The 13,656-nt window shown below is 73.0% G+C and carries 11 protein-coding genes; 6 read left to right on the forward strand and 5 right to left on the reverse strand.

All coding sequences use genetic code 11. From position 1 onward, the window contains the following. Nucleotides 1–39: 39 nt before the first annotated feature. The 5 genes from hpf to mtrA form a co-directional block, all read right to left on the reverse strand. A complete protein-coding gene (gene hpf / locus AC0L6F_RS05150; RefSeq protein ID WP_259612321.1) occupies nucleotides 40–705 on the reverse strand; it encodes a ribosome hibernation-promoting factor, HPF/YfiA family in 666 nt (221 codons plus the stop codon). Nucleotides 706–814: 109 nt separating this feature from the next. Continuing rightward, nucleotides 815–1,537 (reverse strand): ComF family protein, encoded by a 723-nt coding sequence (locus AC0L6F_RS05155; protein WP_473539408.1) that lies wholly within the window; start codon nucleotides 1,535–1,537, stop codon nucleotides 815–817. A gap of 107 nt (nucleotides 1,538–1,644) precedes the next feature. Further along, nucleotides 1,645–3,339 carry an LpqB family beta-propeller domain-containing protein gene (locus tag AC0L6F_RS05160; protein WP_473539409.1) on the reverse strand — a complete coding sequence of 565 codons (1,695 nt, stop codon included), beginning with the start codon at nucleotides 3,337–3,339 and terminating at the stop codon, nucleotides 1,645–1,647. After that, nucleotides 3,336–5,054, reverse strand: a complete 1,719-nt coding sequence (gene mtrB / locus AC0L6F_RS05165) for an MtrAB system histidine kinase MtrB (protein WP_473539410.1) — start codon at nucleotides 5,052–5,054, stop codon at nucleotides 3,336–3,338. Before mtrB ends, AC0L6F_RS05160 begins: the two co-directional genes overlap by 4 nt. A 7-nt stretch (nucleotides 5,055–5,061) precedes the next feature. Further along, nucleotides 5,062–5,742 carry an MtrAB system response regulator MtrA gene (gene mtrA, locus AC0L6F_RS05170; protein WP_473539411.1) on the reverse strand — a complete coding sequence of 227 codons (681 nt, stop codon included), beginning with the start codon at nucleotides 5,740–5,742 and terminating at the stop codon, nucleotides 5,062–5,064. Between the two features lie 165 nt (nucleotides 5,743–5,907). On the opposite strand from mtrA, the gene AC0L6F_RS05175 reads away from it, so the two are divergent. The 6 genes from AC0L6F_RS05175 (at nucleotide 5,908) to AC0L6F_RS05200 (ending at nucleotide 13,610) form a co-directional block, all read left to right on the forward strand. After that, on the forward strand, nucleotides 5,908–7,248 hold the full coding sequence (locus AC0L6F_RS05175) for a glycerophosphoryl diester phosphodiesterase membrane domain-containing protein (protein ID WP_473539412.1): 1,341 nt from the start codon (nucleotides 5,908–5,910) through the stop codon (nucleotides 7,246–7,248). After that, a complete protein-coding gene (locus tag AC0L6F_RS05180; protein ID WP_473539413.1) occupies nucleotides 7,245–7,907 on the forward strand; it encodes a DUF4129 domain-containing protein in 663 nt (220 codons plus the stop codon). The genes AC0L6F_RS05175 and AC0L6F_RS05180 overlap by 4 nt, the downstream gene beginning before the upstream one ends. Further along, nucleotides 7,904–9,199 (forward strand): DUF4350 domain-containing protein, encoded by a 1,296-nt coding sequence (locus AC0L6F_RS05185; protein ID WP_473539414.1) that lies wholly within the window; start codon nucleotides 7,904–7,906, stop codon nucleotides 9,197–9,199. The genes AC0L6F_RS05180 and AC0L6F_RS05185 overlap by 4 nt, the downstream gene beginning before the upstream one ends. Next, on the forward strand, nucleotides 9,196–10,230 hold the full coding sequence (locus AC0L6F_RS05190; RefSeq protein ID WP_274637850.1) for an AAA family ATPase: 1,035 nt from the start codon (nucleotides 9,196–9,198) through the stop codon (nucleotides 10,228–10,230). The genes AC0L6F_RS05185 and AC0L6F_RS05190 overlap by 4 nt, the downstream gene beginning before the upstream one ends. 2 nt (nucleotides 10,231–10,232) lie before the next feature. After that, nucleotides 10,233–11,534: a DUF58 domain-containing protein gene (locus AC0L6F_RS05195; protein WP_473539957.1), complete on the forward strand. Its 1,302-nt coding sequence runs from the start codon at nucleotides 10,233–10,235 to the stop codon at nucleotides 11,532–11,534. Between the two features lie 915 nt (nucleotides 11,535–12,449). Then, nucleotides 12,450–13,610, forward strand: a complete 1,161-nt coding sequence (locus tag AC0L6F_RS05200; protein ID WP_473539415.1) for a calcium:cation antiporter — start codon at nucleotides 12,450–12,452, stop codon at nucleotides 13,608–13,610. The last annotated feature ends 46 nt before the right edge of the window (nucleotides 13,611–13,656 follow it).

Raw genomic sequence — 13,656 nt, forward strand, 5'->3', positions numbered from 1 at the left:
TCGACCGCCCGCGGGCGGGCGCCCCCGCACCCGCGCCTGTCAGGAGACCAGTGCGGCCTCCGGCGGGGCCACCGCCGTGAGCGAGATGACCCCGTAGTCCCAGCCCTTGCGCCGGTACACCACGCTCGGGTGGTCGGTGCGGGCGTCGATGAAGAGGAAGAAGTCGTGGCCGACCAGTTCCATCCGGTCCACGGCATCCTCGACGGTCATCCACTCCGGGTCGAACCGCTTCGTCCGGATGACGACGGGGGTGTAGTCCTCCTCGTCCTCCGCCCCGGTCAGGATCGGGATCTCGCCGGTGGCCACCGCCTTCAGCATGTCGGCGGACGCGGGTTGCAGATCCACGCCCTGCAGGGCGCCGCTGCCCTTGTCGAGCTTGGCTCCGCGCGGGTGTCGTCGCGCGTCCACGCGCTTCTCCTTCGCCCGGCGGACCTGCTCGGTGAGCTTGTCCACGGCCAGATCGAGGGCGGTGAACTTGTCGCCGTCCACGGCCTCGGCCCGGACGATCGGCAGTCCCTTCCCGGTGAGCGTCAGCTCGACCGTCGAGTCCTCCATGCGCCCGTTGTGGTACGCCCGGTGCGTGACCTTGACGTCCATGCTCTGTGCGCGCGGCGCGAGGTTCTCGATGCGGATCGACTTCTCCTCGACCACGCTGCGGAATCGATCGGAGACGCTCACACCCACGCCGACGATGCTGGTTTCCATCCCTGACCTCCTTGTTCCGGTCCCCCCGGCCAAGGGCGGACCATCAGTCGCCTTGTGTCCCCCACCGTAGTCGGCGCACTGCCCGCTGTCACGCCTCAGCGCGATCTCATCACGGATCCTGAGGCGCAGACCCCGAGGACGGATGCCGACGCCCGGTCGCTGCGACCGTCGCCGCGCCGACCACCTCGGCGCCGACCGCGCGCAGCGCGCGTGCCGCCTCGGTCAGGGTCGCCCCGGTCGTGACCACGTCGTCCACGATCAGCACGCGCACTCCCCTCAGCGCTGCGCGCCCGCGCATGCTCCCGGCGACGTTGGCCGCCCGCGCGTCCCGGTCCAGCGCGCGCTGGTCGGCGACGGTCCGGACGCCGCGCAGCCCCCGCATCGGACGCAGCCCGGCCCGGCGGGCCACCAACTCGGCCACCCGATACCCGCGGCGGCGCATCGCGCCCCGTGAGGTCGGCACCGGCACGACCACCACGTCGGGCGCGACCAGCGCGCCCCGCGCGACCCCGCACGCGTCCGCCGGCCCGCCGGCGGCGGCCCGCAGCGCGCGGGCGAGCGGCCGCGCCAGGCCGGTGCGCCCGTCCTCCTTGAGCGCGCGCAGCACCCGCGCCGGCACGCCGGCGAAGTCCAGGCCGCTGCGCACCCGCAGTCCGTCCTCGAGTGCGCGCTCGGTCACGGCGGGCCGCAGCATCCGCCGGCAGTCGTCGCACAGGGCGACATCCGGCGCACCGCACCCGGCGCAGTCGATCGGGAACACGAGGGCGAGCGCGTCCGCGACCGCGTCGCCGACGATCCGGTGCAGCGCGCCCGCATCCCCCGGCTCGGCCATGCACCGATCCTGCCCGCTGGGCGGGCGACCGCGCGGCCGCGCCGCCGAATCTGTGGATGCCGCAGCATCCGTGCCCGCGCGGGCACAGCTGTGGAGGAACCGACGGATCAGCCCGGGGCGGGCATCCCCTGCGCGTCGCCGAGGACGCGGATGCCCGCGCCGGCCTGCTCCCAGTTCGATCCGCGCTGGGCGTACAGCGTGCCGTCGCGCCCGAGCAGCCGGACCGTCGTGCCCGTCGTCCCCGAGATGGCGGTCACCCCCTCCGGCGCGGACATGGACGATCCCGGCCCGCCGACGACCTGGCGGATCTCGACCGTGGATGCCCCGGACCCGGCGATCACGCCGAGGGTGCTGTCGTCCAGCCAGGCCAGGTCGATCCCGGCCGCCGGCAGCTTGGCCACGGGCGTGGCATCCCCCAGCGACTTCGGCCGTCCGTCGGCGTCGCGGACGATGCCGAACACCTCGACCACCGGCTGCCCGCCGACGGTGAGGATCGCCGCCAGGCGCGTCCCGTCGCGCGAGAGCGTCATGCTCGTCACCTGCGACGCGTTCGACCAGGCGCCGCCGGCGATCTCGATCGCCTTGCCCGCCGAGTCGTAGGCGAGCAGCTCGTCGGGGCTGTCGCGCGGGACCGACCAGATGTAGCCGCGGGGATCGATCGTCGGGTTGATCAGCCCGGTCCGCTGGTCCAGGCTGACGATCGGGCCGTGCGACGGGACCCGTGCCACCACCCCGGAGCGGGTGCGCACCGCGGCCACCGTGTAGTCGGGGGCCAGGTCGACCGCCACCGGGTTGATCGTGGACATCGCCTCGGTGATGCCGGGGATCGGCTCGATCTTGTCCTGTGCGGCGATGAATCCGAAGCCCTTGTCGGTGCGGACGAGGGCACGCGTGTCGATGCGAGTGGATGCCGTGGACACGCCCTGTGCCTCCAGCGGGGTGCCGCCGTAGGTCATCGAGACGTCGGTGACCCCGCCGACACTGGCCAGGCTCCGCTGCAGCTGCGTCTGCATCCGGTCGAGCGTGGCCGACTCGAGCGCGAGCAGCGGGCCGGACAGCTCGACCTGCGCGACCCCGCCCTGGATCGGCACCGACGGCACGTTCATCGACACGTTGTCCGGGAACGCCGAGACCACGCTCTGACTCAGCCAGGGACTGGGCTTGCCGTCGATCAGGGTCTGCGCCACGCGGGTCGCGGCGTTGCTGGACGGGAACCAGCGCACGTCCGGCACGAGGTAGCGCCAGGCCGGGTCGAAGTACATCAGCGGGTACTGGTGGAACACGCTGGTGAACTGGTCGGCGCCCAGCACGATGCCGTTGGGCGCCGCGCTGATCCGCCATTCCCCGTCCACCTGGTCGAGGCTGAACTTCAGCGGGCTGCGCCCGCCCTCGGACGGCTTGTAGGCGCCGGTGGCGTCGACCGTGGCCCGCTGCGTGACGGTGAGCGTGACCGTGCCGTCGTCGGCGGCGGTGTACTCGCGTGCGGAGCGGTCGTCGATCGTGGTGTTCTCGCTCGGCTTCCACTTTCCCTGGAACGACGGCGCCAGGTACAGCTGCGCGACCGACCAGTTGCCGTCCGGGCCGAGACCGGCGTCGATGAAGCCCTGCACGATCTGCTCGGGCGAGGCGCCGTCCTGCGGCTTCTGCGGGACGAAGGAGAAGTCCGGCGGAGCGGCGGCCCCCGGCGGCAGCCCGGCGAACACGGGGCCCGAGGCGGGCAGCCCGGCACACGCCGAGGCGGCGAGCGCGACGGCGGTCAGCAGGGCCAGGATCGCGGTGCGCCGCAGGGGCCGGCGGGTCATGCCGCACCTCCCCGCTCGGTGTGCGGCGAGGCCGCATCGATGTCGTGCAGCGAGATCGGCTGGGTGAGTCCGAGCTCGTCCAGCGACCCGCCGTCGTCCCCCGGGTCGACGGGGATCGGCGAGGCGCCCTCGACCGGGCCCGCCCCGCGCGGCAGGGCGAGCACGAAGTTGGTGCCGCGGCCCAGCTGCGACCACACCGACAGGGTGCCGCGGTGCAGCGTGGCGTCGCCGAGGGCGATCGACAGGCCCAGTCCGGTGCCGCCGATCGTGCGCTTGCGCGACGGATCGGCGCGCCAGAACCGGTCGAACACCCGCTCGGCGTCGGCCTCGGTCATCCCCATCCCGTAGTCGCGGACGGCCAGGGCCACCGCCTGCTGGTTGCTGTCGACGGTGACCACGATGGGCCGCCCCTCCCCGTGCTCGATCGCGTTGCCCAGCAGGTTGCGCACGATCCGGCGGATGCGCCGCGGATCCATCTCGACCGGCGAATAGCCGCCCGGGGCGACCAGTCGCACGTCGCTGCCGTGCTGCTCGGCCAGCTGCGACATCGACGAGACCACATCCTCGGCGAGGTGGGCCAGGCTCGTCGGCTCGAGCTCGAGCTGCACCGACCCGGCGTCGTAGCGGCTGATCTCGAGCAGGTCGGTAAGCAGCAGCTCGAACCGCTGCACCTGCGCGTGCAGCAGCTCGGCCGACCGGGCCGTGGCCGGGTCGAAGTCGTCGCGCCGGTCGTTGAGCATGTCGGCGGCGAGCCGGATCGTGGTCAGCGGGGTGCGCAGCTCGTGCGAGACATCCGAGACGAACCGCTGCTGCACCAGCGACAGCTCGGCGAGCTGATTGATCTGCGACTGGATGCTGTCGGCCATCGCGTTGAACGAGCGGCCCAGGGTCGCCAGCTCGTCCTCTCCGTGCACGGTCAGGCGCACGCCCAGGTCGCCGCCGGCGAGCTGGGCGCTGGTCTCGGCGGCCTGCCGGATCGGGGTGGTCACGGCCCGCAGGGTGAACCAGGCGATCGCCCCGATGAGCACGACCAGCGCGGTTCCGACGATCCACAGGGTCGCCTGCACGAAGCTGAGGGTCTTGGATGCGTCATCCAGGTCGTACGCCAGGTACAGCTCGTACGCCCCGATCTCGGGGACGATGATCTGCTGGCCGACCACGATGCCGGGGCGCGTGGACCCGTCCGGCGACGGCAGGGCGATCGACTGACCCCACTGCGTGTCGGTGGCGCCCTCGGCGCTGACATGCTTGCGCATCTCGGGCGAGATCATGTCCTCGCGCAGCCCGCCCGAGGTGAACCCGGGCGGCGCCAGCGCCGAAGGCGTCTTGTCGATCCGCACGGCCAGGGTCATGTCGGTGGCCGACTGCTGGGCCAGCGAGGTCTGCACGCTCTTGAGCAGGTTCTGCACCTGCACCGGGTCGTCCTGGATGACCGCGTCGAACAGGGTGGTCTGGGCAGTGTCGACGGCGCGGCGGGCGTCGGTGAGCGCCTGGGACTTGCGCGACTCGAACAGGTCGTTCTGGATCGCCAGGGCCATCCAGACGCAGGCGACGATGATCGTCAGCGCGGTCAGGGCGAGGGTGATCACCAGGGTGCGGAACCGCAGCGACCGCCGCCACAGGGTGCTCAGATCCTCCAGGCGCGCCCGCCACCAGTCCCAGTCCCGCCAGGTGGTGCCGTTCGGGACGTTCGTGGACGCCGTCGAGGCGGACATGGATGCCTCAGGTGACGGCACCGGCGCGGTAGCCCACGCCGCGCACGGTGGTGACGATCTTCGGGTTGTCCGGGTCGAGTTCGACCTTGGCGCGCAGCCGCTGGACGTGCACGTTCACCAGGCGGGTGTCGGCCTTGTAGTGGTACCCCCACACCTGCTCCAGCAGCATCTCGCGCGAGAACACCTGCTGCGGCTTGGACGCGAGCGCCACCAGCAGCTCGAACTCCAGCGGGGTCAGCGAGATGGAGTCGCCGGCGCGACGGACCTCGTGGGCCGCGACATCCACCTCGAGGTCGCCGATGCGCAGCACCTCGACGGTGCCGGAGGCGCCCGGCCGCAGCCGGGTGCGGATGCGGGCGACGAGCTCCTTGGGGTTGAACGGCTTGACGATGTAGTCGTCGGCGCCCGACTCGAGCCCCTTCACCACGTCGGCGGTATCGGTGCGGGCGGTGAGCATGATGATCGGCACGCCGGACTCGGCGCGCACCCGGGTGCAGATCTCGATGCCGTCCATGCCGGGCAGCATCAGATCCAGCAGGATCAGATCGGGCCGCTCGGCCCGCCAGGCATCGACGGCCTTGGCCCCGTCCGCGCAGAAGGCGGTTTCGAACCCCTCCGTGCGCAGCACGATGCCGATCATCTCCGCGAGGGCGGTGTCATCGTCGACCACCAGGATCCGTGAAGTCATATGATCGCGTTTCGTCCTTCATCCGGCGCGGCTCGTGGCCGCACGCTGCGACAGCGCAGTCCCCGTGCGCTGTCCACAGCGTAGCCGAGCACGCCGAATCCGGGGCGGCAGCCTCGCCCGGGTGTGACACGATGGGAGTCGGACCCGCTCGCGCGAGGAGGTTTCGTGACCGCGTACCCGACCTGGACGCCGGCGTCGCGCCCGGGGATCATCCCGCTGCATCCGCTCGGCTTCGGCACGGTGCTGGGCCGGTCGTTCACCGCGCTGCGGCAGAACCCGCGCGTGCTGCTGGGCTTCGCCCTGGTGGTGCAGGTGGTGGCGTTCCTCGTGCTGATCCTGGGGGTGGGCGCGGTCTCGTTCTGGTCGTTCTCGCGGCTGCAGACGGTGCCCGAATCCTCACCCGACTTCGCCACGATCCGGGCCGGATCCGTGGCGATCGTGATCGTCACCGCGTTCGTGCTGGGTCTGGCCGCCGCAGCCCTCGGCGTCATCGTGCAGGGCGTCGTGATGACCGAGGTCGCCCGCGGCGCGGTCGCCGAGCGGCTGCAGCTCGCCCGGCTGTGGGCCCAGGTGCGGCCGGTGGCCGGGCGGCTGATCGGCTACACGTTCCTGCTCACGCTGGCCATGCTGCTGGCCATCGGCGCGGTCACCGGGATCGTCTTCGCGCTCAGCGCCCTGTCGCCGGTCGCGGCGATCGTGCTGACCGTGCTGGCGGTGCTCGCGGCCATCCCGGTCGTGCTGTGGCTGTCGACGAAGCTGCTGCTGGCGCCGCCGGCGATCATCATGGAGCGCGCCACGATCCGCGGGGCGATCGCCCGGTCGTGGCGCCTCACCCGGGGCCGGTTCTGGCCGATCCTGGGCATCGTCGTGCTGATCCAGCTGATCTTCGGCGCGATGGCGCAGATCGTGACGCTGCCGTTCGGTCTGATCGGCGGTCTTCTCACCCAGTTCATCGCCCCCACCGGCGATGAGGACACCAGCGCGATCATCAGCGTCATCGTCACGCTCGGGCTGGCCGAGATCATCACGCTGCTGATCCAGTCCGTCGCGATCGTCGTGCAGGCCACGGCCACCTCGATCCTCTACATCGACTGCCGCATGCGCCGCGAGGGCCTCGATCTCGACCTGCTCGCCTACGTGGAACGGCGGGATGCCGGGGCCCAGGACCTCCCGGATCCGTACACGCTGCACATCGGCCGGACGATGGCCCGCCCCCCGATGCCCGCATACGCGCCCTACAGTCCGGCGCAGCCGTATGCAGCGGCGCCGCCCTATGGCGCGGCGTACCCGCCGTACGGTGCCGGATCCGCGCCGACCGGTCCCGCGCAGCCGCCGTATGCGACGCCCGGCTCCGGCCCGTTCCCGGCGCCGGCCACCGGCCCGTACCCGCCGCCGGCCGCACCCCCGGCATCCGCACCCCCGGCATCCGCACCCGCGGCATCCGCACCCGCGTCCACGCAGTGGGCGGTGCCCGGCGAGAGGCCGGACGAGCAGGGGATGCCGTGATCCGACCGCTGTCGGACGGCATCCCGCCGCTCACGCCCGACGGCGATCAGGCGCGCCAGTGGGCCGAGCACGAGCTCAGCGATCCGGCGTATGCCCAGGCGCGCCCCACCCCGCTGGACCGCATCGCCCGCGCGGTGCAGGACTTCGTCTCCTCCCTGGTCGGCGGGCAGGCCCCCGACGCGTGGGGACTCTGGCTGGCCCTCGCCGTCGCGGCGATCCTGGTCGCGCTGATCATCGTCTCGGCGATCCTCGCCGGCCGCTCGCGTCTGGCCCGACGCGGATCGAGCGCCGCGACCGAGCTGTTCGGCGACACCGAGACCCGCACCGCCGCGCAGCTGCGCCGGGCCGCGGCATCCGCCGTCGCCGATGAGGACTGGGGGCAGGCGGTGATCCTCCGCTTCCGGGCGCTGGCGCGCGGCCTGGTCGAGCGCCGCGCCGTCGAGCTGGTCCCGGGCGCCACCGTGCACGCGTTCGCCCGTGCCGCCGGTCGGGCCTTTCCCGGCCGCGCCGATGACCTGGATGCCGCGGCATCCGCCTTCGACGACGTCCGCTACCTGCGCCGCCCCGGCACCGCGGCGCTGTACGGCGCCGTGGCCCGCGCGGATGACGCGGTGCAGGCGGAGCGACCGGTGGATGCGGCCGCGGAGCTCGTCCGATGACCACCGCCGTCCGCACGGCGGCGACCGACGCACCCGCCGCCGTCGCCCCCGCGGTCGGCCGCCGGACGGCCGACCCGCGCCGCCGGCGCGCGACCGCATGGGTCGTGATCGCGGTCGTGCTCGTGGCGGCCGGGATCGCCGCGGCAGTGCTCTCCAGCGTCGGGCAGTGGACCAAGCGCGACATGCTCGACCCCGAGTCGGCGGGACCGGACGGCGCGCAGGCGCTCGCCCACATCCTGCGCGATCACGGGGTGCAGGTGCAGGTGGCCCGCGACCGCGACGCCCTGGACCAGGCGCTGAGCGCCGCGGGGCGCACCGACTCCCGCGCCGCGGTCGCCACGCTGGTGCTGCCGGACAGCCCGCTGCTGTCGGACAAGACGTTCCAGGGCCTGGCCGACGCCGCCGACGACGTCGTCATCGCCCAGCCGCAGTCGCGCAGCGCCCGGCTGCTGTTCGACTCCGGCGCCTCCGGCTACGGCGCGGACGCGCCGGTCGCCCCCGGCTGCGCGCTGCCCGCGGCGCAGCGCGCGGGCGCGATCGTGCCCGGCGCGCTGTACACGCTGCCGCAGGGCCGGGATGTCACGGCCTGCTACCGCGTCGGCCCGGACGCCGCCCTGCTCCAGCGCACGACCGCCGGCACCACCGCCACGATCGTCGACGGGACGGCGCTGCTGACCAACGCCGCCCTCGCCCAGCACGGCAACGCGGCGCTCGGCATCACCCTGATGGGCGTGCACCCCACCCTGATCTGGTACATCCCCTCGGCGCGGGATGCCGACGCCGGCGCGGCGACCCCCACGCTCGGCCAGCTCACGCCGCCGTGGGTGAGTCCGGTGATCGTGCTGCTGCTGGCGGCCGGCGTCGGCGCGGGCATCTGGCGCGGCCGCCGGTTCGGACCGCTCGTGGCCGAGAGCCTGCCCGTGACCGTGCGCGCCGCCGAGACCACCCAGGGCCGCGCCCGGCTCTATGCCCGCTCGCGCGACACCGCCCATGTCGCCGACCGGCTGCGCATCGGCGCGCTGACGCGGCTCGCCCGGCTGCTGGGAATCGGGACCACCGCGGCGGCGGACGAGACATCCGATGCGGTCGCCGACCTGCTGCGGATGCCGCGGGCCCGGGTCCGCGGCATCCTGCGGGACGATCCCGTCGGCACCGATCGCGAGCTGCTCGCACTCAGCGACCGGCTGCGCGAGCTGGAGCGCGCCGCGCATCGGGCGCTGCACCCCGCCTCCGACACCACCGGCACGACAGAAGACCAGCCGCCCACCGATACCGGGAGGACCCACCCATGACAGACCCGTATGACGCACCTCCGTCCCCGACCGCCGACCCCGGCTCGTTGAGCGCCGACCCCGGGTCGTTGAGCCCCGACCCCGACGACGCCGCCCTCCGCGAGGCGCTGCACCAGGTGCGCCAACAGGTCGGCGGCGCCGTGATCGGCCAGGACGGAGCCATCACCGGCCTGCTCATCGCCCTGCTCGCCGGCGGCCACGTGCTGCTGGAGGGCGTCCCCGGAGTCGCCAAGACGCTGCTCGTGCGCGCGTTCAGCCGCGCGCTCGGACTGGACACCAAGCGCGTCCAGTTCACGCCCGACCTGATGCCCGGCGACGTGTCCGGCTCGCTGGTCTACGACGCGCGCACGGGCGAGTTCGAGTTCCGCGAGGGGCCGATCTTCACCAACATCGTGCTGGCCGACGAGATCAACCGCACGCCGCCGAAGACGCAGGCCGCGCTGCTGGAGGCGATGGAGGAGCACCAGGTCACCGCCGACGGCGTGACCCGCGCCCTGCCCGACCCGTTCCTGGTGGCGGCGACGCAGAACCCGATCGAGCACGAGGGCACGTACCCCCTGCCCGAGGCGCAGCTGGACCGGTTCCTGCTCAAGCTCGTGATCGGCGTGCCCGAGCGCGACGCCGAGCTGCAGGTGCTGCGCCGGCACGCCGACGGCTTCGACCCGCACACGCTGGAGGGCATCCGGCCCGTGGCCGATGCCACGCAGCTGCGGGCGGCGCGGGCGGCTGCGGCATCCGTCGCCGTCACCGACGAGGTGCTCGGCTATCTCGTCGACCTGGCCCGGGCGACCCGGCAGAGCCCGTCGGTGCAGCTGGGGGTCAGCCCGCGTGCGGCGACCGCGCTGCTGGCGGCGGCCAAGGCGTGGGCGTGGCTGGGCGGATACCCGGCGATCACGCCGGACCACGTGCAGACCATGCTGGTCCCGACCTGGCGGCACCGGATCCGCCTGCGGCCGGAGGCCATGCTCGAGGGCGTCTCGGTGGACGCCGTGCTCACCTCGGTGCTGCAGCAGACCCGCGTCCCGATGTGAGCATGTACGTCACCGGCCGCCTCCCCCTGCTGATCGCTCTCGGAGCGATCCCCGTCGTGCTGCTGTCGACAGCCGGCGTGGATGCCTGGGCGGCGGCGGCCGGATGGCTGCTGCTGTCCGCGGTGGTGGCGGGGGTGGATGCTGCGGCCGCGGCCGATCCGCGGGGCGTGCACATGGAGCGGTCGCTGCCGCGCCGCAGCCTGCTGCATGACCGGGTCGAGGCATCCCTCACCCTGCGCGGGCCGCGGCGACTGCGCGGGTGGCTGCGCGACGCGTGGCAGCCCACCGCCGGGGCTCCCCGTGAGCGGCTGCCGGTGCGGCTCGCGCCGGACGAGCCGCTGCGGCTGAGCGTGCCGCTGCGGCCGCGGCGCCGGGGCGAGCTGGTGTCGGAGTTCGTGGTGCTGCGCAGCCTCGGCCCGCTCGGCATCGCCGGACGCCAGGGGCGCCTGGACGTGCGCGGCGCGATCCGGGTGCTGCCGCCGTTCGCGTCCCGGCGGCATCTGCCCTCGCGCCTGGCGCGGCTGCGCGAGCTGGACGGCAGCACGAGCGTGCTCATCCGCGGGGCGGGCACCGAGTTCGACAGCCTGCGCCCGTATGTGCGCGGCGACGACGTGCGCTCGATCGACTGGCGGGCGACCGCCCGCGCGGGCACGACGATGCTGCGCACCTGGCGGCCCGAGCGCGACCGGCACGTGGTGATCGTGATCGACACCGGGCGCACTTCGGCGGCGCGGGTGGGCGACGGGGTCCGGCTGGATGCCGAGATGGAAGCCGCGCTGCTGCTGTCGGCCCTCGCCGTCCAGGCCGGCGACCACGTGCATCTGGTGATGTTCGACCGCGCCGTGCGCGCCCGGGTGTCGGGCGTGGACGGCGAGGCGCTGCTGCCGGCCCTCGTGGATGCGATGGCTCCGGTCGAGCCGTCGCTGATCGACACCGACTGGGATGCCGCGTTCGCGCAGATCCGCGCGCTCGCGGTGCGACCGTCCCTCGTCGTGCTGCTGACCGCGCAGGACGACCCCGCCTCGGCGCGCGGATTCCTCGGGTCGCTGCCGGCCCTGACCGCTCATGCGCGCGTGCTGGTCGGCACGGTGACCGATGCGTCGCTCGCCGCGCGCACCGCGGCGCGGACGACCGTGGGCGAAGTGTATCGGGCGGCCGCTGCCGAGCAGACGCTCGCGGATGCCGCGCAGGTGGCGCAGGCCGTCGCCCGGGCCGGTGCCGAGGCCCTGGCCGACGGCCCGGAGGATCTGCCGCCCCGCGTCGCCGACCGCTACCTCGCGCTGAAGGCCGCCGGGCGGCTCTGAGGCGGCGCGCGGCGGCGGCGCTGTGCGGCGGCGTTCAGTCGACGCATATTGCTGCTCCGCGCGACGAAACGCAGCCATTCGCGTCGACCGAACTGCGGCATCCCTCTTCGATCGTCACGAACTGCGCCCTGTCGCCGCCGAACCCCCAGTTCGTGCCGACCGAACGCCCAGTCGGTCTTCAGTCGACGCATTTTGCTGCTCCGCGGGACGAGACGCAGCCATTCGCGTCGACCGAACTGCGGCATCCGAGTTCAGTCGACCCATATTGCTGCTCCAGACGCGAGCACGCAGCCATTCGCGTCGACCGAACTGCGGCATCCGAGTTCAGTCGACGCATATTGCTGCTCCGCGGGACGAGACGCAGCCATTCGCGTCGACCGAACCACGGCATCCATCTTCAGTCGACCCATATTGCTGCTCCAGACGCGAATACGCAGCCATTCGCGTCGACCGAACCGCGGCATCCATCTTCAGTCGACCCATATTGCTGCTCCGGACGCGAACACGCAGCCATTCGCGTCGACCGAACCGCGGCATCCGAATTCAGTCGACGCATATTGCTGCTCCGCGGGTCGAAACGCAGCCATTCGCGTCGACCGAACTACGGCATCCGAGTTCAGTCGACGCGTATTGCTGCTCCGCGGGACGAGACGCAGCCATTCGCGTCGACCGAACCGCGGCATCCATCTTCGATCGTCACGAACCGCGCCCTGGCGCCGCAGAACCCACACTTCGTGCCGACCGAACGCCCCAGCAACCGCCGCGCCCCGGCCACGCCCCCAGCAGGCAACCCGCCCGCCACCGCGTGCCCCGCGCTCCGCGTCTGCACAGGCTCCGTTGATAGCCTGGATGCTGCCCGGGACGACCCGGCGCGGCGACATCCTGACGGGGACGACCCTGGGAACAGGATCCGCCATGATCGTCCCGACCCGCACGGCACCGGCTCCCTCCGACCGGGATGCCGCGGCATCCCGCACCCCGCTGCGCCGCCTCTTCACCCCCGCGGCCGTCAGCCGCATGCTGCTCGGCTGGCTCGCCGTCGCGATCCTCGCGCTGCTCGGCGCGCTGCTCGGCACGCCGCTGCTGATCGCCGGACTCGTCGGCACCATCGCGGTGATCGTCGTGTGCGCGTTCGGCGTGGTGCACCAGGCCGAACGCCTCGCCGCCCGCCTCGGCGACCCGTTCGGCACGCTCGTGCTGACCCTGTCGATCGTGCTCATCGAGGTCGTGCTGATCGTTGCGATCATGCTGGGGCCGGGCGAGCACACCACCATCGCGCGCGACTCGGTGCTGGCGGTGTCGATGATCATCCTCAACCTCGTCATCGGCCTCGCGCTGCTCGTCGGCGGAATCCGGCATGGCGGCCTGCGGCACAATCGCACCGGCACCTCGCAGTACCTCGGGATGCTGGTGGTCCTCGTCGCCGTCGCGTTCGGGATGCCGCAGCTGATCGGCGACGGCGGCTCGTTCACCGTGCCCCAGGCCGTCGCCGTGATCGCGGTGACGGTCGTGCTGTACGGCTTCTTCCTCTGGCGGCAGACCGGCGCGCAGGCGATGGACTTCACCGAGGTGCGCGCGGCCGGGGCGCAGCATCCACTGTCCCGTGCCGCCGTGCGCGCGCATTCCCGCGAGCTGGGCGGCCGGTTCACGCTCCTCGCGCTCACGATGCTGCCGATCGTCCTGCTCTCGCACGATCTGGCGGCGATGCTCGATCGCGCGCTCGCGCTGGTGCAGGCGCCGCCGGCGCTGTCCGGCGTCCTGATCGCGGCGATCGTCTTCCTGCCCGAGGCGATCACCGCCGTGCGGGCGGCGAACGCGGGCGAGATCCAGCGGGTGAGCAACCTCTGCCACGGAGCCCTCGTCTCCACGGTGGGACTCACCGTGCCCGCCGTGCTCGTGGTCGGCCTCGTCACCGGCGCGCACCCGGTGTTCGCCCTCGACCCGGTGATGGCGCTGCTGCTCGCCGTCTCGGTGGTGCTGTCGATCGCCACGTTCGCCGCTCGCCGGGTGACCGCAGTGCACGGTTCCGCGCATCTGGCGGTGTTCGCCCTGTACGCGATCGCGGTGTTCGCCTGACTCACCCGATCAAGGTGAACTCTTCGACAACGCCGTGTCGCGCGCC

It is taken from the genome of Microbacterium sp. G2-16M, assembly GCF_055809115.1.

What these genes read in the sequence shown, in the direction of transcription:
- mtrB (WP_473539410.1), bottom strand. Translation starts at nt 5,054, where the DNA reads ATGTCCGCCTCGACGGCGTCCACGAACGTCCCGAACGGCACCACCTGG.
- AC0L6F_RS05160 (WP_473539409.1), bottom strand. Translation starts at nt 3,339, where the DNA reads ATGACCCGCCGGCCCCTGCGGCGCACCGCGATCCTGGCCCTGCTGACC.
- AC0L6F_RS05200 (WP_473539415.1), top strand. Translation starts at nt 12,450, where the DNA reads ATGATCGTCCCGACCCGCACGGCACCGGCTCCCTCCGACCGGGATGCC.
- mtrA (WP_473539411.1), bottom strand. Translation starts at nt 5,742, where the DNA reads ATGACTTCACGGATCCTGGTGGTCGACGATGACACCGCCCTCGCGGAG.
- hpf (WP_259612321.1), bottom strand. Translation starts at nt 705, where the DNA reads ATGGAAACCAGCATCGTCGGCGTGGGTGTGAGCGTCTCCGATCGATTC.
- AC0L6F_RS05195 (WP_473539957.1), top strand. Translation starts at nt 10,233, where the DNA reads ATGTACGTCACCGGCCGCCTCCCCCTGCTGATCGCTCTCGGAGCGATC.
- AC0L6F_RS05185 (WP_473539414.1), top strand. Translation starts at nt 7,904, where the DNA reads ATGACCACCGCCGTCCGCACGGCGGCGACCGACGCACCCGCCGCCGTC.
- AC0L6F_RS05155 (WP_473539408.1), bottom strand. Translation starts at nt 1,537, where the DNA reads ATGGCCGAGCCGGGGGATGCGGGCGCGCTGCACCGGATCGTCGGCGAC.
- AC0L6F_RS05190 (WP_274637850.1), top strand. Translation starts at nt 9,196, where the DNA reads ATGACAGACCCGTATGACGCACCTCCGTCCCCGACCGCCGACCCCGGC.